General features: G+C 69.2%; 23 protein-coding genes. 11 read left to right on the top strand and 12 right to left on the bottom strand.

The window, feature by feature from the left end:
- Positions 1 to 44: 44 nt before the first annotated feature.
- A complete protein-coding gene (locus ACMATS_RS16145; RefSeq protein WP_414168273.1) occupies positions 45 to 539 on the bottom strand; it encodes a hypothetical protein in 495 nt (164 codons plus the stop codon).
- Between the two features lie 129 nt (positions 540 to 668).
- Positions 669 to 2,288, bottom strand: a complete 1,620-nt coding sequence (locus ACMATS_RS16140) for a M4 family metallopeptidase (RefSeq protein ID WP_414168272.1) — start codon at positions 2,286 to 2,288, stop codon at positions 669 to 671.
- Between the two features lie 507 nt (positions 2,289 to 2,795).
- Between ACMATS_RS16140 and ACMATS_RS16135 the strand changes: the two genes are divergently transcribed.
- Complete coding sequence (locus ACMATS_RS16135) at positions 2,796 to 3,362, top strand: GNAT family N-acetyltransferase (protein ID WP_391153947.1); 567 nt, start codon at positions 2,796 to 2,798, stop codon at positions 3,360 to 3,362.
- A gap of 12 nt (positions 3,363 to 3,374) precedes the next feature.
- Here the strand turns inward: ACMATS_RS16135 and ACMATS_RS16130 are convergent, their stop codons facing one another.
- From ACMATS_RS16130 to ACMATS_RS16115, 4 genes are all read right to left on the bottom strand, one after another.
- Entirely contained in the window at positions 3,375 to 3,563 is a 189-nt protein-coding gene (locus ACMATS_RS16130) for an antitoxin (protein WP_336416074.1), read from the bottom strand.
- Positions 3,564 to 3,648: 85 nt separating this feature from the next.
- On the bottom strand, positions 3,649 to 3,867 hold the full coding sequence (locus ACMATS_RS16125) for a hypothetical protein (RefSeq protein WP_390780345.1): 219 nt from the start codon (positions 3,865 to 3,867) through the stop codon (positions 3,649 to 3,651).
- A gap of 374 nt (positions 3,868 to 4,241) precedes the next feature.
- Complete coding sequence (locus ACMATS_RS16120; RefSeq protein WP_414168271.1) at positions 4,242 to 4,859, bottom strand: hypothetical protein; 618 nt, start codon at positions 4,857 to 4,859, stop codon at positions 4,242 to 4,244.
- Positions 4,856 to 5,041 carry a hypothetical protein gene (locus ACMATS_RS16115; protein ID WP_336416071.1) on the bottom strand — a complete coding sequence of 62 codons (186 nt, stop codon included), beginning with the start codon at positions 5,039 to 5,041 and terminating at the stop codon, positions 4,856 to 4,858. The genes ACMATS_RS16120 and ACMATS_RS16115 overlap by 4 nt, the downstream gene beginning before the upstream one ends.
- 115 nt (positions 5,042 to 5,156) lie before the next feature.
- Here ACMATS_RS16115 and ACMATS_RS16110 point away from each other — a divergent pair, with 115 nt between their 5' ends.
- The 3 genes from ACMATS_RS16110 to ACMATS_RS16100 all read left to right on the top strand — a co-directional run bounded on the left by ACMATS_RS16110 (position 5,157) and on the right by ACMATS_RS16100 (position 7,231).
- On the top strand, positions 5,157 to 5,996 hold the full coding sequence (locus ACMATS_RS16110) for a helix-turn-helix domain-containing protein (protein WP_414168270.1): 840 nt from the start codon (positions 5,157 to 5,159) through the stop codon (positions 5,994 to 5,996).
- Complete coding sequence (locus tag ACMATS_RS16105) at positions 5,980 to 6,183, top strand: DUF397 domain-containing protein (protein ID WP_414168269.1); 204 nt, start codon at positions 5,980 to 5,982, stop codon at positions 6,181 to 6,183. The genes ACMATS_RS16110 and ACMATS_RS16105 overlap by 17 nt, the downstream gene beginning before the upstream one ends.
- Before the next feature lie 385 nt (positions 6,184 to 6,568).
- The gene (locus ACMATS_RS16100) at positions 6,569 to 7,231 is read left to right on the top strand and encodes a pentapeptide repeat-containing protein (RefSeq protein WP_414168268.1); all 663 of its coding nucleotides are present in this window, start codon (positions 6,569 to 6,571) and stop codon (positions 7,229 to 7,231) included.
- 28 nt (positions 7,232 to 7,259) lie between these two features.
- On the opposite strand, the gene ACMATS_RS16095 is transcribed toward ACMATS_RS16100, so the two are convergent.
- The gene (locus tag ACMATS_RS16095) at positions 7,260 to 7,634 is read right to left on the bottom strand and encodes an ASCH domain-containing protein (RefSeq protein ID WP_414168267.1); all 375 of its coding nucleotides are present in this window, start codon (positions 7,632 to 7,634) and stop codon (positions 7,260 to 7,262) included.
- A 171-nt stretch (positions 7,635 to 7,805) separates the two neighbouring features.
- On the opposite strand from ACMATS_RS16095, the gene ACMATS_RS16090 reads away from it, so the two are divergent.
- Together ACMATS_RS16090 and ACMATS_RS16085 are read left to right on the top strand one after the other, a co-directional pair.
- Positions 7,806 to 9,476 (top strand): protein kinase domain-containing protein, encoded by a 1,671-nt coding sequence (locus tag ACMATS_RS16090; RefSeq protein ID WP_414168266.1) that lies wholly within the window; start codon positions 7,806 to 7,808, stop codon positions 9,474 to 9,476.
- 182 nt (positions 9,477 to 9,658) lie between these two features.
- Complete coding sequence (locus ACMATS_RS16085; RefSeq protein ID WP_414168265.1) at positions 9,659 to 9,925, top strand: hypothetical protein; 267 nt, start codon at positions 9,659 to 9,661, stop codon at positions 9,923 to 9,925.
- A gap of 49 nt (positions 9,926 to 9,974) precedes the next feature.
- Here the strand turns inward: ACMATS_RS16085 and ACMATS_RS16080 are convergent, their stop codons facing one another.
- A complete protein-coding gene (locus tag ACMATS_RS16080; RefSeq protein ID WP_414168264.1) occupies positions 9,975 to 11,126 on the bottom strand; it encodes a methyltransferase in 1,152 nt (383 codons plus the stop codon).
- Positions 11,123 to 11,260 carry a hypothetical protein gene (locus ACMATS_RS16075; RefSeq protein WP_414168263.1) on the bottom strand — a complete coding sequence of 46 codons (138 nt, stop codon included), beginning with the start codon at positions 11,258 to 11,260 and terminating at the stop codon, positions 11,123 to 11,125. The genes ACMATS_RS16080 and ACMATS_RS16075 overlap by 4 nt, the downstream gene beginning before the upstream one ends.
- A 372-nt stretch (positions 11,261 to 11,632) precedes the next feature.
- Between ACMATS_RS16075 and ACMATS_RS16070 the strand changes: the two genes are divergently transcribed.
- Together ACMATS_RS16070 and ACMATS_RS16065 are read left to right on the top strand one after the other, a co-directional pair.
- Complete coding sequence (locus ACMATS_RS16070; protein ID WP_414168262.1) at positions 11,633 to 12,142, top strand: DUF6879 family protein; 510 nt, start codon at positions 11,633 to 11,635, stop codon at positions 12,140 to 12,142.
- A complete protein-coding gene (locus ACMATS_RS16065; protein WP_414170734.1) occupies positions 12,124 to 12,975 on the top strand; it encodes a helix-turn-helix domain-containing protein in 852 nt (283 codons plus the stop codon). The genes ACMATS_RS16070 and ACMATS_RS16065 overlap by 19 nt, the downstream gene beginning before the upstream one ends.
- A gap of 92 nt (positions 12,976 to 13,067) precedes the next feature.
- Here ACMATS_RS16065 and ACMATS_RS16060 read toward each other — a convergent pair whose 3' ends face one another.
- A complete protein-coding gene (locus ACMATS_RS16060; protein ID WP_414168261.1) occupies positions 13,068 to 14,234 on the bottom strand; it encodes a family 2 encapsulin nanocompartment cargo protein terpene cyclase in 1,167 nt (388 codons plus the stop codon).
- A 366-nt stretch (positions 14,235 to 14,600) separates the two neighbouring features.
- On the opposite strand from ACMATS_RS16060, the gene ACMATS_RS16055 reads away from it, so the two are divergent.
- Together ACMATS_RS16055 and ACMATS_RS16050 are read left to right on the top strand one after the other, a co-directional pair.
- Complete coding sequence (locus tag ACMATS_RS16055; protein WP_414168260.1) at positions 14,601 to 16,040, top strand: family 2B encapsulin nanocompartment shell protein; 1,440 nt, start codon at positions 14,601 to 14,603, stop codon at positions 16,038 to 16,040.
- Between the two features lie 56 nt (positions 16,041 to 16,096).
- Positions 16,097 to 16,957: a geranyl diphosphate 2-C-methyltransferase gene (locus tag ACMATS_RS16050; protein ID WP_414168259.1), complete on the top strand. Its 861-nt coding sequence runs from the start codon at positions 16,097 to 16,099 to the stop codon at positions 16,955 to 16,957.
- Positions 16,958 to 17,013: 56 nt separating this feature from the next.
- Here the strand turns inward: ACMATS_RS16050 and ACMATS_RS16045 are convergent, their stop codons facing one another.
- Positions 17,014 to 17,589, bottom strand: coding sequence for a TerD family protein (locus ACMATS_RS16045; RefSeq protein WP_336416055.1), 576 nt, complete (start codon positions 17,587 to 17,589; stop codon positions 17,014 to 17,016).
- Positions 17,590 to 17,773: 184 nt separating this feature from the next.
- Between ACMATS_RS16045 and arfB the strand changes: the two genes are divergently transcribed.
- Complete coding sequence (gene arfB, locus ACMATS_RS16040) at positions 17,774 to 18,211, top strand: alternative ribosome rescue aminoacyl-tRNA hydrolase ArfB (protein WP_390780362.1); 438 nt, start codon at positions 17,774 to 17,776, stop codon at positions 18,209 to 18,211.
- Positions 18,212 to 18,391: 180 nt separating this feature from the next.
- On the opposite strand, the gene ACMATS_RS16035 is transcribed toward arfB, so the two are convergent.
- On the bottom strand, positions 18,392 to 18,952 hold the full coding sequence (locus tag ACMATS_RS16035; protein ID WP_414168258.1) for a flavin reductase family protein: 561 nt from the start codon (positions 18,950 to 18,952) through the stop codon (positions 18,392 to 18,394).
- Between the last annotated feature and the right edge of the window lie 44 nt (positions 18,953 to 18,996).

Raw genomic sequence — 18,996 nt, 5'->3', positions numbered from 1 at the left:
GACCGTTGTCGGTGCCGCCCAACTTCCCGGTCACGCACGGGAGTTCACACCCGGGGGAAGCGGGCGAGCAGGTCCCAGACGGCGGGGTTGTCGGCGAGGCCCTCGTGCATGTCCGTCAGGTCGGCGACCAGGTCGTGCAGGAAGTCGCGGGCCTCGCGGCGCAGGGCGCGGTGGTTGAAGTTCAGCGGGGCCTCGTCCGGGGCCCAGTCGGCGGTGACGTCGACCCAGCCGAAGCGGCGCTCGAAGACCAGGCAGTCGGTGGACTCGGTGAAGTCCAGCTCGGCGAACTGGGTCTGCGCCGAGCGGTTGCCGCGGGGGTCCTGGTCGAGCAGCTCGATGACGTCGCACAGGGCCCAGGCGAAGTCGAGTACGGGCACCCATCCCCAGGCTGTGGACAGTTCCCGGTCGGCCTTGACGTCGGCCAGGTAGACGTCGCCGCAGAAGAGGTCGTGCCGCAGGGCGTGCACGTCGGCGGTGCGGTAGTCCGTCTGCGGGGGGTCCGGGAAGCGGCGGGAGAGGGAGTAGCCGAGGTCGATCACGCTTCCGATGGTACGTACGAAACGCGCCGCGGTACGAAACGCGCCGCCCGTGCTCCCGCCGCTTGGAGGGCGGCGGGAGCACGGGCGCCGGGGTGGGGGGTGTTGCGGGGACGTTCGTGCGGCGTGCGGCTACTTGACGTTGATCGCGGCCCAGGTGGCGGCGACCGTCTTGTACTCGGTGCTGGTGGCGCCGTAGAGGTCGGAGGCGGCCTTCAGGGTGCCGGTGCGGGCCGCCTTGTAGTTGGTGGTGGAGGTGAAGTACGTGGTCAGCGCCTTGTACCAGATCTTGATGGCCTTGTCGCGGCCGATACCCGTGATCTTGGAGTTGTTGGCGGTGGGGCTGTTGTAGCTGAAGCCGTTGATCGTCTTCGCGCCGCTGCCCTCGGACAGCAGGTAGAAGAAGTGGTTGGCCGGGCCGGAGGAGAAGTGCGGGTCCAGGCCGCCGAGGCTGGAGGACCAGTAGTCCTTGGAGCGGCCGTCCTTGCTGGGCTTGTCCATGTAGCGCAGCGGCTTGCCGTCACCGTTGATGTTGATCTGCTGGCCGACGAAGTAGTTGCCCGGGACGGACTTGTTGTTCGCGTAGAACTCGACGGCCTTGCCGAAGATGTCGCTGGTCGCCTCGTTGAGGCCGCCGGACTCGCCGCTGTACTCGAGGCCCGCGGTGGCGGAGGTCACGCCGTGGGTCATCTCGTGGGCGGCGACGTCGAGCGCGGTCAGTGGGTGGGAGTTGCCCTCACCGTCGCCGTAGGTCATGCAGAAGCATTCGTCGTCCCAGAAGGCGTTGACGTAGTTGTCGCCGTAGTGGACGCGGGAGTACGCACCCTTGCCGTCGCCCTTGATGCCGGAGCGGCCGAGCACGTTCTTGTAGAAGTCCCAGGTGACCGCGGCACCGTAGTGCGCGTCCACGGCCGCGGTCTGGGCGCCGCCGCCCCACACGTCGCTGGAGTTGGTGAAGAGCGTGCCCTGGCCGTCGGTGCCCTGCGCCAGGTTGTAGGTGCTGTGACCGCCGCGGGCGCCGTCGGTGAGCGCGTAGCCGGAGCCGGACTTGGTGGTGGTCAGCGGGACCTTGCCGCTGTAGGTGCTGGTGCCCTCGCCGGTCTCGATGGCCTCGTGCTGGTAGAGCTTCTTGCCGGTGGCCGCGTCGGTGACGACGTGCAGCCTGCTCGGGGTGCCGTCCTTCTGGACGCCCTTCACCACGGTTTCGTACGCCAGGACCGGCTTGCCCTCGGCGGCCCAGACGATCTTGCGCGGCGCCTGCGAGTCGGTCTTGGAGTTCTGCGCGTCTGCGGCGACGCTCAGCGCGCTCTTCTTCGCGGCGGAGGGCGCCACCTGCGGGTTCGTGGTGGGCACGGATATCTCGGCGTCGGTCGCCTTGGTCACGCTGCGCGCGCCGCTCTTGGTCTCGTGCACGACCAGGTCGCCGCCGAGCACCGGCAGACCGTCGTAGGTGCGCTCGTAGCGCGTGTGCACCGTGCCGTCCGCGTCCTTGACGACGTCGCGGACGACCAGCTTCTCCTTGCTGCCGAGGCCGATCTTCGCCGCGGTCGTGGAGGTCGAGCCCTGTGCGTCCTTGATGGCCGAAGCCTTCTGTCCCGCGGACAGCGCGAGCGGCAGCCCGCCGCTGTCATGGCTCCCGGAGGCGGCACCCGCCGAGCCGGCCTGCACGCCCACGACGACCATGGCGGCGGAGGCGACGAGCGCGGCGGCGCGCAGGGAGTTCTTGCGGGAGGGGGTGGTGACGCTTCTCAACTCTGTCTCCTATGAGGGGGGTTGGGGCAGCCCACGTCGACTGCCCTGATGCAGGAGTGGTGCAGGAGCGAATTGATTCGAGCGTGCCACCGATTCCCCGTCATTGGCAGGGGCGCAACAAGGATGTGATCTGGCGTTATCCGAAGGACGGAGCAAGGAATCCGCTATGCGGTGAACTGGGCGGGAATGGCCGTGACTTGAAATCGTCACCTGCTGTTCAAGTGCCGGACCGTCCGTTTGGCCTCGATGTTCGGAAATCTACCCGCACGGTCCGGACGGGATATGACGGGGGGTGAGTCCGGGGTTACCGTCGCGCGCCGCGGCAGCAAGTGAACCGTATGGTTCCGGTTGGAAACGCAATCGTGGCGGACGCGCATCCCATTCCGCGAGACGGTGTTACGGCCGTGCGGGGCGGAATCGGTGGACCGGGCCCACTTGGCGGAGGATGGCCCGCTGTCGGGCGTCGGTGAGGAATGTCTGCAATCGCCGAGCGAGAGGAGAACGAAGATGACCGGCGTACGCATCCACGTCTACGAGGACGGCGCGATACCGGCGGAACTCTTCGCGCGGGCCGAGGCCCTGCGCGAACAGGCCTGGCCCGGCGGCGGGCCGCACGACCCGGCCCTGCGGCCCGTCGCGATGCTGCTCGTCGCGCCGGACGGGACCGTACCGGCCACGCTCGACATCCTCAACAAGGACATCGTCCACGGCGGCCGCAGCTATCGGGCCTCCGGCCTCAGTGCGGTCGTTACCGACACGGCACAGCGGGGCAAAGGTCACGGGCGGCAGCTCGTGGCTGCCGCCCGTGCGGAGATGGCCGCGCGCGGCGCGGACGTGGGGCTGTTCACCTGTGACCGCTCACTGCGCGGCTTCTACGGGAGCGCAGGGTGGGACGTGCTGGAGGGATCCGTACTCATCGGCGGAACGCCGGAGGATCCTCTGCCCAGCGACGCCCCGGAGTTCGACATGATCACCCTGGGCGCCTTCTTCACGGAGAGAGCGCGACGGAACGCGGATGTCTTCCGGAACAGCCGCATCGCGCTCTATCCGGGCGAGATCGACAAGCTGTGGTGAGCGCGGCGCCGCCTACGGCTGGTCGTCGGTCGGGGGCCGGTTGCCGAGCTGTTCGTCCAACTTCTGCTTGGCCGTGTCGACCTGGCTCTGGTACTTGTTCTGAGTCCGCTCGTTGAAGGCGTCACCCGCCTTGTCGACGCCCTGCCGGGCCGTATCCTCGTGGCCCTTCAGCAGACCCTTGAGCTTGTCGAGCATGGACATGGCTGTCCTCCTTAGGAGTGCCTGACCCCTCCAGGATCGCCGGAGGGGCCGTACGGCGCATCCCGGCCGCGGGCCGGCGCGCGGGTCACTCCGGGTGGTCCAGTGTGGGGTCCTGGGCGGCGTCGTACACCCCCGTGCCCCGGCAGTGCCGGCACTGCCCCGCGCGCCGTACGGTCTCGGCCGGGCCGCCGAAGGGGTCGATGCCGGACACGTACGCGGCCGCGCGCGCCGCGAAGCCGGTGCCCTGGCACCACTGGCAGGCGAACGCACCGCGCGGCGCGGGGGAGGACTTGCGGTCTGTCATGGAGGCCGTTCGTTCGGTACGGGGGAGGAGCCCTGGGATGCCCCGGTTTCCGGTTGTATCAGAGCTGGTAACCGCACTTGGGGCAGACGTACACGTCACCGTGTCTGGTCATCGTCCCGCCGCACTCCCCGTTCGGGCAGGTGATACCCAGCGGCCGGGCTATGGCAGGCTCGCGCACTTCCGATCACACTCCGCTCTCACATTGACAGCCGGCGGGCTGCTGCTTCCCGTCGTCGCTTCCTCCGTGGCAACGACCTGCGTCTGCGTACCGCACACGGGACAGCGGCGGGTGGCGTCGTCACGCTCCCGCTCGACTGCCTCCGCGATCCTCCGGAGCGCCTCGGCTGCGTCTTTGCCCATGGCTCCATCTTCGCTCAACGCGCGCGTGGACCGACCACATTTCCGGGGGAGTCGAGCCAGACAGCGTGCCCGCTGCGGGTGACGGTCAGACCGAAGCGGTCGTGCCGCGGTTCGCCCTGGCGGGCCCACCAGGCGTAGGCCTCCTCCGCCTCGTCCCACAGGCGGCGCGGACCACCCTGCCAGACGAGGGCCTCCGGCCGGTCGTCACGGAACATCACACAGGCCCAGGAGTGCGCTTCTTCGGCGCCGCCCAGCCCGTGCAGCCACACCGGCCGCGCGCCGCGCCGCTTGTACGCCACCTCCTGGCGACAGTGCGGCAGCCGGATGCCGAGGACGAACGCGAGCGCCGTGCGGTCGCAGAACTCCGCATCGGTGACCGCCGTCGTGGACACCTCGCCCTCGGCGACTACGTTGCGCGGCTGCGGCGGGCACGGCGACGGGGTGAGCACAACCGGGCCCGTGAACCGGCCCTCCGCGCGCCGGTGCGCACCGTAACCGCTCACGGTGAGCCGGGCGAGCGCGCCGTGCTCGCTGAACGGTGTCCCCCAGGGGGTGACGATCACGGTGCCGGGGGTGGCCCGCGCGACCAGTCGCGCGGTGTCGGGGGCTGGTGCGGTGACCTGCTGTGTCATGGGCGCACCCCCGCGGCCACGCACTCGTCACGGGTCGCGAGCCGCAGGGCGCGCGGGGGCGCCTCCCATTCACGGCCGCCGTCGGGGCGTCTGATCTGCACGCGCGGTCCGACGTGCCCCATGACTTGCGCGAGTGTGCCGGTGCGCTGGTCGACGACGTATGCCCCCACGCGGTAGGACACGGAACGCCTCCTTCGGGTTGTGTGCGTTGGGTGTCCTCACAGAGTGGCGGGGCGGGGCTATGGTCGGGAGAGGGGCGCGCCGTGCAACGGCCTTGTAAACGAGGGGAGTTAGGCTTTGGCCAGTACCGGGAGGTCGGGACAGCCTCGGATCGGATGGGGCTTCTTCGGGACCGAGCTGAAGCGGTGTCGGGAAGCTGCCGGGCTCACGCAGCAGGAGCTGGGCAGGCGTGTTTTCTGCTCCGGCGGGTACATCGGTCAGTTCGAAACAGGTATCCGCAAGCCGCAGTTGGATGTTGCGCTGCGGATCGACGCGGAGCTGCGGACCGGCGGGTTCTTCGAGCGGATGTGGCGCGAGCTGATCAACAAGTCCCCGTACGCCGATTCCTTTTCGGAAACCGCCTACCTTGAGACGCTCGCCGCCACGATCATGGAGTACGCGCCCACGTACGTCCCCGGTGTGCTGCAGACGGCCGCTTACGCCCGTGCCGTGTTCCTGGGCGGCCTGCCCCTCGCGCCGGAGGACGAGATTCAGGCCCGGGTCGCCGCCCGGCTGGCACGGGCGCGCATCCTCGATGATCCTGCGAAGCCGTCATTCTGGAGCGTTCTCGACGAGGGCGTCATCAGGCGCAAGATCGGTGGGGCTGCTGTGATGCACGAGCAGCTGAAGCATGTGATTGCGCTGATTCGGAAGCGGCGAATCGGCGTGCAGGTGATGCCGTTTGGGGCAGGCGCCCCTGTCGTGGACGGCTCACTGACGCTCATGACTTTCGAGGATGCGCCGCCGGTGGCGTACAGCGAGGGCTACAGGACCGGAAGCTTGCTGGACGATCCGGCGACGGTGGCGTGGTGCGAGCGTGCCTACGATCTTGCGAGGTCAGTCGCGCTGTCGCCGGAAGCGTCCGTGGACTTGATCGAGTCGGTAGCGGAGGAATACGCAGATGAGTGCTCGAAGTGACCTGCGCCCGGCGAGCTGGCGCAAGAGCAGCCACAGCGGGATAGGCGACGAGAAGGGAGGCAACAGCTGTCTCGAAGTCGCCGACAACATACCCGGCACGGTCCCGGTACGGGACTCCAAGAACCCCCACGGCCCAGCCCTGGCGTTCCCCGCCGCGGCCTGGGCCGCATTCGTCGCCCGGTACTAGGGGCGGGCCGGCTTGTCCAGGACGGCCTGTGAGCAGGACCTGCGGATCCGGCGATCATGGGGCGGGGCGCAGAATCAATTTCAGGGAACTGTGCCTCGGGCGGCGCCGGGCCGCCGGGCCTGAGGCGCGCGGACTCGAAGTCCCCTGCCCTGTAGGCATCTTGGCCGCCAGGGCAGGGGCCGGAGCAGGGACCCTGCCGCCCGCAAGCCGTGAGAACGTCACAACAACAGCATGATCGAATGCCCTATTCATCACGTATATGTACATTCCAGGGCGGTAGCCGATCGGCTTTCGCGGCGGTTTCCCTGGTTCGCGCCGATTGGGCAAAACCGTGCGGGCGGCGCCAGCATGGGGCGTCCCCGCCCGCCTGTCCCGGAAGGAACCCATGCGAGTCCGTGCCCCCCGATCCCTGGCCGAACTGCCGTATGCGGACCGCCTAGAGCCGTTCGCCGGAGAGGAACTTGAGCAGGCAGGCGTCTACGAATGGCGCCACTTCGACGGCTCCTCCTTCCAGGACGCGGAAGCAGGCAGGTCCCTCTTCAGCGAATCGGCCTTCTCCTCGGTCACGTTCGACCGCGGCCGCCTGCGGCGCTCCCGGTTCGACGAGGTGTGGCTGCACGCCGTTCGCATGGTCGGTACCAACCTCGCGGAGACCACCTGGCTGGACACCGAGTGCACCGCCGGCGTCCTCGCCGGAACGGAGATCCACGGCGCCGAGATGCGCCGCACCGTCTTCCACCAGTGCAAGCTCGACTCGGTCAACCTGCGCGCGACCTCGCTGAAGGACGTCGTCTTCGTCGACTGTCTCCTGCGCGACGTGGACTTCAGCGGGGCCACACTGGCCGACGTCAGCTTCCCCGGCTCGACCCTGGACCGGGCACGCTTCGACAGGGCCACCCTGACCAGGGTCGACCTGCGCGAGGCCACCGCGCTGCGCATCGCCTCCGGGATCGGCTCCCTGAACGGCGCCACGATCAGTACGCCCCAACTGTTCGACCTGGCGCCCGTCCTGGCGCAGCATGTCGGCCTCACCGTGAAGGACGCCTAGGGTTTGTCCGGCGGCCGGCCTGAGGCGGTCAATCCCCGACGAGGCGGAAGGCCAGGCAGACCACAGGAGTGCCGTCCTCGACCGTCGTGCCCAAGCGATGCCAATAGCCGCGGTGACCGGCGCGCCACTCCTCCAACGAGGCATCGCCCTCCCCCTCGGCCCGGGCATGCTCCCAGGTCACCTCGCTGAAGGGCTTCACCTCCACGCCGGTGATCTCGATGACGGCGATGGACTGCCCCTGGTCGTCCAGCAGCGCCAGCCGTTCGCCGAGGTGTTCCAGGTCCTCGGTTTCCTTGGCGTAGTCCTCCAACAGGCCGGTGGTGGTGGTCTTCTGCCCGGCCAGCACCAGGGAGTTCAGTTCTGTCCGCATCCCGTCCGGAGTGCCGAGCTCCATCGAACGCATGCCGTTGACCCGAGGCCACACCTGTCATCACCTCTCTTGAGCGCCGCCGACAGGCGGATCGCCTCCACCCGACAATAGGCGGGCCGAGACGGTCAACGTGCGTGACGAATGCTCCCGCTCTTTATGCTCTCTTCGCACACGCGACGCGATCACGAGAGGAAATCGGGCTCGATGGGCGGAATGTCGCCGGTGGAACCGCAGTGGATAGGCCGGTACCGGGTACTGCGGAAGCTGGGTGAGGGCGGCATGGGCCAGGTCTTCCTCGCGCGGTCGGAGGGCGGGCGCACGGTGGCCGTGAAGGTGATCCGGCCGGAGGTCGCGCACGAGCCCGAGTTCCGCCGCCGGTTCCGGCTGGAGGTCGAGGCGGCGCGGAAGGTCGGCGGGGCCTGCACGGCGCCCGTGCTGGACGCCGACACCGAGGCCGCGGTGCCGTGGGTCGCCACCGGCTACGTCGCCGGTCCGGCCCTGCACACGGTGGTGGCCGAGGACTACGGACCGCTGCCGGAGCACTCCGTACGCACTCTCGCGCACGGTCTGGCGTCGGCACTGCAGGAGATCCATGCCGCGGGACTGGTCCACCGCGACCTGAAGCCCTCCAACGTCCTGGTCACCGTCGACGGCCCGCGCGTCATCGACTTCGGGATCGCCCGCGCCCTGCACCCGGCGGCAGGCGGTCCGGCCACACAGACGGGCGCGGTGCTCGGCTCACCCGGCTTCATGTCGCCCGAGCAGGTGCGCGGCGAGCGCGTCACCGCGGCGTCCGACGTCTTCTGCTACGGCGCGGTCCTCGCCTTCGCGGCCACGGGGCGGCTGCCGTTCGGCACGCCGGAAGGCGGGCTGCACGCGCTGATGTTCCGGGTGGCCACGGAGGAGCCGGATCTGACGGGGCTCGCCGAAGGCCCCCTCCGCGACGTGATCGTGTGCTGCCTGGCCAAGGACCCGGCAGGGCGGCCGGACGTTGCCGAACTGGTGGAGTTCACCCGGCAGCACGCGCCGGCCGCAGGCCCCTGGCTGCCGGGGGAGGTCCTCGCGGGCCTCGGGCGGCACGCGGCGCAGCTGCTGGACGCGGAGTCGCCGGCCGCTGCCGCCCCGGTGCGGGTCGCCACGGTGGCGGACGCCCCCGTCGGCGCCTTCGGACCGCCGCTGCCGCTGCCGCTGCCGGAGCCGACCGCGCCGCGCGAGGACGTCGACACGACCGAGTCCCCCCGCGGCATGGCGATCGCACTCCAGGCCCTGATGGTGGTCCTGGGACTGCTGATGCTCGGCTATCTCGCCTTCCAGGTCGACACGTTCCGGACCCTGGCCGATGCCGCCGATGCGGGCTCGGGGCTGCCCGACGCCGAAGTCGACCGGGCCAAGACGCTGTTCGGGCTGCTGGAGAACGTCGAGGCGGTGGTCATGGTGCCGACGACGGTGATGTGGCTGCTCTGGTTCTGGCGGGTCCGTATCAACGCCGAGGCCTTCGCACCCGGCCGCCACCGCTACCGCCGCGGCTGGGCGCTCTGGGGCTGGTTCACGCCCGTCGCAAGCCTCTGGATACCGAAGCTCATCACCGACGACATCTGGGCCGCCAGTGACCCGAACGGGGGCAGCGCACGGCGCGTGCCCCGCGGATTCCTGAACGCCTGGTGGGTCTTCTGGGTCGTTGAACTGATCTTTGGGCTGGTCGGCTTCTCCGGCGTGTACCCCTGGTACGACACCGACGATCCGGTCGAGTCGATGCTTCTGCTGCTCCCCAACGTCATCGACAACGTGCTGATGATCGCGGCTGCCGGTTTCGCCACCGCGGTGGTGGGCCGGCTCACGGCCATGCAGGTGCAGCGGCGCGCAGCAGGGGCCTGAACCGGTGGGCCGGGTCAGATGGTTGTCCACCACCACCGCTTCGTGTCACTCGCAGTGACGAATCCCGTCGGGCAGTGTTACTGATCGTCTTGTCTCAATCACCCTGCTCCGCAACGCTCTTGCTGCATGCCGGGCCGTGGGTCCGGCCTCCACTGGTGGTGTGAGAGGGAAGGGCGGGCCGGTTGGAGAACCTCAACGTCAGGGTCACGGATGCGGACACCGGGCAGCCCCTGGAGGGCATGCTGGTGAAGTTCTACTTGGCCAGTGGCAAGGCCGTCGGCAGCGCTGTCACCAACAGCCGGGGTGTGGCGATCACCAATGGCCCGCTGAGCATCGCCCCGTCGACAGTTCAGGCCGTCGCCGGCGGCGGCTACTACGCCGATCTGGAGGGGGATGGGACCCATCGTGGGGCCCAGGCCCATGGTCCCATCGAGCTGGGCACTGTCTGAATGCTCTGGGCCGAACGTCCTTGGTGAGGGGCCTGTTTGCGCGGAGGGCTCAGCGCGTTACGGGGCAGGCCGGATCGTTCAGCCAAGTACGTTGTCCGGCAGGGTGGATCGTGAGGCCGAAGCGGCCGGGGGTGGGGCGGTCGTGTCGCACGTACCAGTCGTGCGCCGCCTCGACCTCGTCCCAGAGGCGGCGGGTGCCGTGCTGCCAGACCGTGAACCGGTCCTTCCTCTGCCCGTCGTAATCCACTGCCGCCCACGCCGTCGCGTCGGTTGTCGCGATCCACAGGCGTGTGGCGACACCGTCCACGGCCGGTGCGTCGTGCCACGCGTACCAGAGGTCCGGGCAGCGCAGCCCGAGGGCGAACTGGAGGTCCCAGTCGTCGTCGGCGACGGTCCAGGGGGACAGGGCGGTGCACGACTCCTCGGGCCGGTGGTCGTCGTGGACGACGTCGCGGAAGACGCGCAGGTTGCGGCGTTGTCCGCGCATGAGCATGAACGCTGAGTGCGGGGAGAAGCGGCCTTGTGCCGTGCCGTCGTCGTGGACGGTGAGGTGGAGGAGCCCGTAGTCGCACCAGGGGCTGCTCCACGGGGTGAGAACGGTGCCGTCGGGGCGCGTCTGGCGGATCCATTCCGACGGGACGGTGCTGACGGCGCATGTGGCGAGCACGCGGTCGTACGGCGCACCGGGCGCCCATCCCTGTGCGCCGTCCCCGGTGACGACGCAGGCGGCACCGTCCAGTGCGACGGCGGCGCGCCGGGCGAGCTCACGGTCGACTTCGACCGTGGTCACGCTGCCGGCGCCCAGGACGTGGGCGAGCAGGGCCGCGTTCCAGCCCGTACCGGTCCCGATCTCCAGGACACGCTGGCCGGGTTGAGGGTCGAGCATGCTGAGCATGCGGATGACGATCGCGGGGGACGAGGCGGAGGAGGACGGCAGTACGGGTGCATCCGGCCCGGCTGTCCGGCCGTCGTTGACTTGCGTGATGACGGGAGCGTTGGCGTAGGCGGTGGCGAGCCAGGCGTCGGGTTCGGCATGGGCGTCGAGAGCTGTGTACGTGCCGTGTCCGTCGGCACTCCAGATGGTGTCCGGCAGAAAGGCGTGCCGGGGGACGGCCAGCAGCGCGTCTCCCCACCGTCCGGCCGATTGCCCGTTCTCCGCCACTACGGCAGCCAGCAGCTCCCGCGCTGCGGGCACGATCACTTCCCTTCCTTCTTGTGCTTCGGCTGCTGAGCAGGTCGCGAGTGATCCTGCGACGGCTTGTCGGCGGAGGGATCCTTCTTCCCGGAGTGCTTCCCGTCCCCGCCTTCGCTGCCCTTGCCGGTGCCCCATCCCATGCGGATTCTCCTTGTTCGGACCGGAGTTGAGAGATTCAGCAGACCACGGTGAAGGGACCGCGTCCACCGAATCGGCTGCCCTTTCCCGTGTTGGAAAGACCGCGTTCTTGACCTGTGGACCGTCCCCTCGGGAACATCGGACGCGACAGGGACGAGCCAGGCATGACGAGGGGGCGAGGATGCTGCGAAAACTGTCGGGTGACCCCGACTGTAAAAACGGAACATGCCCGACTCTGTGGGCCACCGAGGATTCCGGGAGCTATGTCGTGCAGGGCTATGTGATCACGGATCCTGGGCGGCTCGCCCAGCTCGATCTGCCAGAAGGGGAAACTGCCGTCATGGTCCCTGCTGCTGTTCTGGAGGACTACTTCAGTGCTCGACGGGGATGAATTCGGCCGTCTTTTCGAGACGTTCGAGCAAACCGCCTTCCGACTGGAAACGCTGAGCGTCTACGACGTCGAGGAGGAGCGGGAGGAGTTCGAGGCATTCCTGGCAGGGAAACCGATGCCGCCCGAATGGAGCGACAACCCCTGGGTCCGGTCGATGACCGACCTGGGAAAGACGGTGTCCCGGGTCCACGTTCTGTCCTCGCCGCTCACCGACTACCTGCGGTACGAACTGTCCGCGTACCCAGGGAACATCACCGCTGGCGAGACCATCGGCATCATCGACCTGGCACGGCAGCGGGTGACCGGACTGCCCGACCACGACTTCTGGTTGTTCGACGACGCGGAGGTCTACCGCATGCACTACACCGGGTCGGGGAAGTTCGTCGGGGCGGAACGGCTGGCGCCTGCCCGTCTGGCCGAGTACCGCAGGTACCAGGAGGTTGCGGAGGAGGCTGCGGTGCCCTTCGCCGACTACTGGGAGCAGTTCCGCTGACACGGCACACCGAGCTGGGCAAGGCTCTGCGGGCTCTGAGGACGGCATCCGGGCGTACCGGCGAGTCCGTGGCCCGCAGGGCTTCCATGTCCGCCGGGAAGCTGTCGAAGATCGAGAACTGCCGGATCCGCCCGACGCTCACGGACGTCGACCTCATCCTCGGTGCGCTGGGCGTGTCCGACGAGGCCAAAGCGGAGTTCCTGGAGGCGGCGCGAGCGGAGGCCACCGAGGCCACGGCCTGGCGGTTGCTGCGCCGGATGGGGCCGTGGAAGCACCAGCAAGCCATCAAGGCGATCGAGCAACAGACCGCTGTGTTCCGGGTTTTCCAGGGGCAGTTGATCCCGGGCCTGCTGCAGACCCCCGAATACATGACGGCTGTCTTCTCTCTGCCGCCTGCGCTCCCGGAGGAGACGCGGGCACGTACCGTGGCTGCACGGTTGGAGCGTCAGGCGGCACTCTACGAGGCAGGCCGGGCGTTTCGGTTCCTGATCTGCGAGCACGTCCTGCGCTGGCTGATCTGCGATCCCGTGGTCATGGCCGTTCAACTCGACCGGCTGGTCTCCCTCTCCCGGCTCCCGAACGTCACCGTCGGGGTGCTTCCGCTCGAACGGCGGATGCCGGATTTCCCCATGACGTGCTTCAGCTTGTACGACGACAGGTTGGTCTTGGTGGAAACGTTTCATTCGGAGATCGCGACACGTGAACCGAAGGACGTGGAGACGTACGCCGAGACATTCGAGAGGTTTGCTTCAGCGGCACGGTACGGGGAACAGATGCGGGGGTTGGTCGAGGCCGTCAGGGACGGGTTCTTGTGCGGTGAGGAACACGGCTAGGAGTGCACAGTGACACCCCCCGCCGGTACCAACGCCATCCAGTGGTCCGCCCCCGGCGGCGACAACCAGAAATGGCGGCTCACGCCCGTCCCTCAGGGCGACGTCGCGTACCGCGTCCCCACGTTCCCCGCGTGCCATTCGTGGTTGCCGGTCATCCAGTTGTGCAGGCCGGTCACGAAGCGGGCCACGAGGGGGTTCATGGTGGCGAGTTCGGCGGCCTGTTCCTCGAAGAGGTGGACGATCTCGTTGTGGACCTCGATCGCCTTCTGGAAGGCCTCGTCGATGGAGCAGTCCTCCTCGGCGGCGATCACCGTCGGCAGGCTGTAGTGGAAGCGCCCGCTCGCCTGCTCCTTGCGCAGTGAGTAGAGGTCGTTGCAGAGGGTCGCGACGTTGGAGGACAGGGCGACGGCCCGCTGTACCGCCGGCTCCGCGAAGAGGTGGGCGGGGAGCTCGTAGCCGCCGACCGAGTCGGTGAGGGTCAGGCACGGGCGGAAGCTGTTGAACTGCCGCTGCACCAGGTACTCCCACGCGGAAGGCGTGCGGCGCTGGTTGATGCAGTCGCCCTCGGCGTTGTAGCCGAGGTAGAGGTTGACGATGTCGTGCCGGAAGCGGTGCGCCTGGGCCGGGGTGGACAGGGCGTAGAAGTAGTCCATGGCCGACCGCATCGAGCGCAGGGCCGGGTGGGCTTCGAGTCCGGCCCGCCAGTCGGCCTCGTAGCGCGGGGTGTTGTGGGCCGGGTCGATCGCGGACTGGGCCACGGCCAGCGCCGCGCCGCGGCGGTCCGCGGTGCCGCCGTACTGCGCTTCGCAGAAGTAGTCGTCCACGGCGTTCTCGCCGATGAGGAGACGCGCGGCGGCCATCAGGTGGTCGATGCTCGGCGCGTCCGGGTGGCACAGGACCACCGACCGTCCCGCGTCGAAGGCCACGAGGTCGTCCCGCAGATCGGTGTCCGGGTAGAGCTCCACTTCCTTCTCGGCCCACTCGACGAGCCGTTCGTTGATGTCGTCGGCCAGTGCGCGGTCGTCCCGGACGGCCGGCGGGCAGTACAGGCCTTCGATCCGCTCCGACGACGGATGCAGCGTCGGTTCCGACACCGGCGGCTCCGGAAGCTCCGGCGGTTCCGGCAGTGCTGTGTCCAGCGCCAAGTCCTGTGCGAGGCGCAGGGAGTTCGTCCCGATCCCCGTCGGCCCGGACAGCAGGCGTGCCACCGGGGGGATGGGCCCGGCGTCGGTCGTGCCGGCGGGGATTGGCGCCTTCATCCGCAACAACTCCGTCCACAGATCCGTACAACTGAGTACACCTGAGTACACGCGGAGACGGCGCAAGGGCGCCCTCCCGCACCCGTTCCTTCCCAGCACCGGGCCGGATATCCCGGGCCGGTTCACCGGATTCCGGCCGTACTGAGGAGCGATGGCTCCCGTTGTCGAGGGACGCCGCAGACGTCTGAACTCGGCATCCGTGCTCTGCGGCCGGTGGCGCAAACGCACGGCATACGTTTCGCCACCCTCGACCAACATCGTTACGCGCTGCTTCACTTGCGGCTCGCATCGCCTGCGGCAGGCCCGGCGGCCGCCGCGGCCGATGCCCCCGACATGCCTCCCCATACCGTCTGGAAGGGAACAGGGATGACGACCGCAGTGACGCCTGAGCAGCCCCAGCAACCTGGGCAGGACGAAGCGAACGCAGGGCGGGCCCAGTTGAGCCTCGGAGTCGCGGCTGCCCGCAATCTGGCGACCACCACCAAGACCGTTCCGCAGATGCAGAACATCAGCTCGCGCTGGCTGCTGCGGACGCTGCCCTGGGTGGAGGTCAAGGGCGGTACGTACCGGGTCAACCGGCGACTGGTCCACGCGGTCGGCGACGGGCGGGTGACCTTCGTCCAGGAAGGGGCCGCGGTCCGGGTCGTCCCCGCCGAGCTGGGCGAACTGCCCCTGCTGCGCGGCTTCGACGACGCCGGCGTGCTGCAGGCGCTGGCCGGACGCTGTGAGCAGCAGGAGTACGAGCCGGGCGAGGTCCTGGTGCAGGCCGGGCAGCCGGCGGACCGGGTCGTGCTGATCGCGCACGGCAAGGTGGAGCAGACCGGCACCGGGAAGTACGGGGACGAGTCGCGGCTGCGAGTGCTCGCCGACGGCGGGTTCTTCGGCGGGCAGGCGGTGTCGGAGGAGCCCGGCGCGTGGGAGTTCACCGCGCGGGCGATGACCGCGTGCACGGTGCTGGTGCTGTCGCGGCGGGCGTACGAGGAGGTGGCCGGGCAGAACGAGCGGCTGCGCGAGCACGTACGGAGCCGCCGGGCCGAAGGCGACCGCCCGCAGAACAAGCGCGGCGAGGCGGACATCGCGCTGGCCGCCGGTCACTCCGGGGAGCCCGTCCTGCCGGGCACGTTCGCCGACTACGAACTCGCACCGCGCGAGTACGAGTTGAGCGTGGCGCAGACGGTCCTGAAGGTGCACACCCGGGTCGCCGATCTCTACAACGACCCGATGAACCAGATCGAGCAGCAGCTGCGGCTGACCATCGAGGCGCTGCGCGAACGCCAGGAGTACGAGCTCGTCAACAACCGCGAGTTCGGGCTGCTGCACAACGCCGACCACGGCCAGCGCATCTCCACCCACTCCGGGCCGCCCACTCCGGACGACTTCGACGAGCTGCTGAGCATGCGCCGCCAGACCAAGGCGTTCTTCGCCCACCCGAAGGCGGTCGCCGCCTTCGGCCGCGAGTGCAACCGGCGTGGCCTCTACTTCGGCGACGTGGACGTCGACGGCCACCGCGTCCCCGCCTGGCGCGGCGTGCCCATCTACCCGCTGGGCAAGCTGCCGGTCTCCGATCAGGGCACCACCTCGATCCTGGCGATGCGCACCGGCGAGGAGGTCCAGGGCGTGGTCGGGCTGCGGCAGACCGGCATCCCGGACGAGTACGAGCCGGGCCTGAACGTCCGGTTCATGGGCATCAACGACCAGGCCGTCATGTCCTATCTGGTGAGCACCTACTCCTCGGCGGCCGTGCTGGTCCCCGACGCGCTCGGCGTGCTGGAGAACGTCGAGGTCGCCCGCACCCCCGACGCCTGAGCCGCGCACCGCCTGTTCGACCCATCGGAACGTTGAACGTTAAGGAGCACCCTCTCATGACCACCACCCCGGAAGCCCCTGCCCAGGTCCTGCGCACGGCCTATCAGCAGTCGGTCGCGGACTACTGGAACAGTGAGAAGGACCCGGTCAATCTGCGTCTGGGTGATGTCGACGGCCTCTACCACCACCACTACGGCCTCGGCGACTACGACCCCTCGGTCCTGGAGGGCCCCGAGGACACGCGTGACGCGCGCATCATCGCCGAACTGCACCGCCTGGAGTCCGCCCAGGCCGACGTCCTGCTCGACCACCTCGGCGACGTGCAGCCCACCGACCGCCTGCTCGACGCGGGCTGCGGCCGCGGCGGCACCAGCATCATGGCCAACGCCCGCTTCGGCTGCCGGGTCGACGGCCTCTCCATCTCCCACACCCAGGTCGACTTCGCCAACGACCAGGCCCGCAAGCGCGGTGTGGACGGCCAGGTGCGCTACCACTTCCGCAACATGCTCGACACCGGCCTGCCCACCGGCGCCTTCCGCAGCATCTGGAACAACGAGTCCACCATGTACGTGGACCTGTTCCAGCTCTTCGCCGAACACGCCCGCCAGCTCGCCTTCGGCGGCCGCTACGTCACCATCACGGGCTGCTACAACGACGTCACCGGTGGCCGGTCCAAGGCCGTCAGCCGCATCGACGAGCACTACACCTGCAACATCCACCCCCGCAGCGCCTACTTCAAGGCGATGGCGGCCAACGGCCTCGTCCCGATGAACGTGGTGGACCTGACGGCGGCGACGATTCCGTACTGGGAGCTGCGCGCCCAGTCCTCCCTCGCCACCGGCGTCGAAGACCCCTTCCTGACCGCCTACAAGGAAGGCAGCTTCCACTACCTGCTCATTGCGGCCGACCGCATCTGACCCGTCTGCCGAGGGTCGTGGGGCACCCCGCACCGCGGGTGCCCCTTGCGCGTCCGTCAGACGTTGACGCCGAAGTCGCGCGCGATGCCGACCAGGCCCGACGCGTAACCCTGGCCCACCGCGCGGAACTTCCACTCCGCGCCGTTGCGGTAGAGCTCGCCGAAGACCATCGCCGTCTCCGTCGCCGCGTCCTCGCTGAGGTCGTAGCGGGCTATCTCCTGGCCGCCCGCCTGGTTGACGATGCGGATGTACGCGTTGCGCACCTGGCCGAAGTTCTGCGCGCGCGTCTCGGCGTCGTAGATGGAGACCGGGAAGACGATCTTGTCGACGTCGGCCGGGAGGGCGGCCAGGTTGACGTTGATCTGCTCGTCGTCGCCCTCGCCGGCGCCCGTCGTGTTGTCGCCGGTGTGGACGATGGACTGGTCCGGGGTGGACTTGTTGTTGAAGAAGACGAAGTGCGCATCCGAGTAGACGCGGCCGCCCGCGTTCACGCCGATGGCGCTCGCGTCGAGGTCGAAGTCCGTGCCCGTGGTGGTGCGGACGTCCCAGCCGAGGCCGACCGTGACGGCCGTCAGGCCCGGGGCCTCCTTGGTGAGGGAGACGTTGCCGCCCTTGGAGAGGCTTACAGCCATGGGATGGGTCCCTTCAGATCGAGCAGATCGGGATCTCGGATCGAGATCGACGAGGTCGTCATCCGGGAGAACGCTCGGTGGGGGCGGTGGGGTTCCAGGGTTTCTTTACTTTCTTTGCCCAGCCGTGGTTCTCCTCTTGCCCCGGCGTAAAACGATGTGACGGTGCGGCGGGCCGTGCAGGATCATGGGACGCATGTCCGGTCCCTACGTCATCCGCGGCTCCGTCTCCCTCCCGGAGGCCGAGCTCATGTGGCGTTTCTCCCGGTCCTCGGGTCCGGGCGGACAGCACGTCAACACCAGCGACAGTCAGGTGGAGCTGCGCTTCGACCTCGCGCGCACGGACGCGCTGCCGCAGGTGTGGAAGGAGCGGGCCCTGGAGCGGCTCGCGGGCCGGCTCGTCGACGGGGGCGTGGTCGTCGTACGCGCCTCCGAGCACCGCTCGCAGTGGCGCAACCGTGAGACCGCCGCCGTCCGGCTGGCCTCCCTGCTCGCCGAGGCGTCCGCGCCGCCGCCCAAGCAGCGCCGGGCCACGAAGATTCCGCGCGGCATCAACGAGCGGCGGCTGCGCGAGAAGAAGCAGCGCAGCGAAACCAAGCGGGGGCGTACCGGGCGGGATTGGTGACCGTCGGATCTTCGCGCCCCGTCAGGGGCGCGGGGCTGTTGACATATGCGGCTCCGCCGCGTGGGCGCGATCAGCCGCCACTGGCCTGCAGTCGGCGCACTGCCCCGGGTACCTCGGCTGCGGGAACGTCGTGGCCGGTCGCGCAGTTCCCCGCGCCCCTGACGGGGCGCGAAGAAGGCTCTAGCCCAACTGCCGGTAGCGGCCGCGGAAGTACGTCAGCGGTCCGGCGTCCGTGCTCGGCGCCGTCGCCGTGAGGACGCGGCCGATGACGAGCGTGTGGTCCCCCGCCGGCACCCGCTGCTCCGTGCGGCACTCCAGCACCGACAGCGCTCCGTCGATCAGCGGGGCGCCCGTCGCCTCGCCGTGTGTGTGCGGGACGTCCGCGAACAGCAGCCGGTCGCTGATGCGGCCCTTCATGGCGAAACGTGCCGCCACCTGCCGCTGGTCCTCGGCCAGGACGGAGACCGCCCACAGGGGCTGGCGGGCCAGCAGGTCGTCCATCCGGGAGTCGTTGCGTACGCTGACCATGACCAGCGGCGGCTCCAGGGAGACGGACAGGAAGGCCGTCGCGGTCATGCCGACGTCCTCGCCGCGCGGGCCGTCCTCGGGGTCGTGCGCGGTCACCAGCACCACGCCGGCGGCGAGGCGGGCGAGGGCGGCACGGAATTCGTCGGCGCTCACCCCTTCAGGATGGGCTATGCCGGACGCGACGGGCGGGGTGGCGGAGGTCGTCTGCAACACGGTGTGCACGCTAGCCGCCTTTCCCCGAGGGGCGCATCGGGCTG

It is taken from the genome of Streptoverticillium reticulum, assembly GCF_047456005.1.
Lineage (GTDB): Bacteria > Actinomycetota > Actinomycetes > Streptomycetales > Streptomycetaceae > Streptomyces > Streptomyces reticulum.
The sequence above is the reverse complement of the archived record's forward strand: the minus strand, read 5'-3'. Positions and strand labels throughout refer to the sequence as shown.

Excerpts from the sequence above, each read along its gene's own strand:
- ACMATS_RS16130 (WP_336416074.1), bottom strand. The coding sequence starts at position 3,563 with ATGTCCATGCTCGACAAGCTCAAGGGTCTGCTGAAGGGCCACGAGGAT.
- ACMATS_RS16045 (WP_336416055.1), bottom strand. The coding sequence starts at position 17,589 with ATGGCTGTAAGCCTCTCCAAGGGCGGCAACGTCTCCCTCACCAAGGAG.
- ACMATS_RS16050 (WP_414168259.1), top strand. The coding sequence starts at position 16,097 with ATGACCACCACCCCGGAAGCCCCTGCCCAGGTCCTGCGCACGGCCTAT.
- arfB (WP_390780362.1), top strand. The coding sequence starts at position 17,774 with ATGGGACGCATGTCCGGTCCCTACGTCATCCGCGGCTCCGTCTCCCTC.
- ACMATS_RS16060 (WP_414168261.1), bottom strand. The coding sequence starts at position 14,234 with ATGAAGGCGCCAATCCCCGCCGGCACGACCGACGCCGGGCCCATCCCC.
- ACMATS_RS16120 (WP_414168271.1), bottom strand. The coding sequence starts at position 4,859 with ATGACACAGCAGGTCACCGCACCAGCCCCCGACACCGCGCGACTGGTC.
- ACMATS_RS16125 (WP_390780345.1), bottom strand. The coding sequence starts at position 3,867 with ATGACAGACCGCAAGTCCTCCCCCGCGCCGCGCGGTGCGTTCGCCTGC.
- ACMATS_RS16135 (WP_391153947.1), top strand. The coding sequence starts at position 2,796 with ATGACCGGCGTACGCATCCACGTCTACGAGGACGGCGCGATACCGGCG.
- ACMATS_RS16075 (WP_414168263.1), bottom strand. The coding sequence starts at position 11,260 with ATGGGATGGGGCACCGGCAAGGGCAGCGAAGGCGGGGACGGGAAGCAC.
- ACMATS_RS16095 (WP_414168267.1), bottom strand. The coding sequence starts at position 7,634 with ATGCGTTCGATGGAGCTCGGCACTCCGGACGGGATGCGGACAGAACTG.
- ACMATS_RS16100 (WP_414168268.1), top strand. The coding sequence starts at position 6,569 with ATGCGAGTCCGTGCCCCCCGATCCCTGGCCGAACTGCCGTATGCGGAC.
- ACMATS_RS16090 (WP_414168266.1), top strand. The coding sequence starts at position 7,806 with ATGGGCGGAATGTCGCCGGTGGAACCGCAGTGGATAGGCCGGTACCGG.
- ACMATS_RS16105 (WP_414168269.1), top strand. The coding sequence starts at position 5,980 with ATGAGTGCTCGAAGTGACCTGCGCCCGGCGAGCTGGCGCAAGAGCAGC.
- ACMATS_RS16055 (WP_414168260.1), top strand. The coding sequence starts at position 14,601 with ATGACGACCGCAGTGACGCCTGAGCAGCCCCAGCAACCTGGGCAGGAC.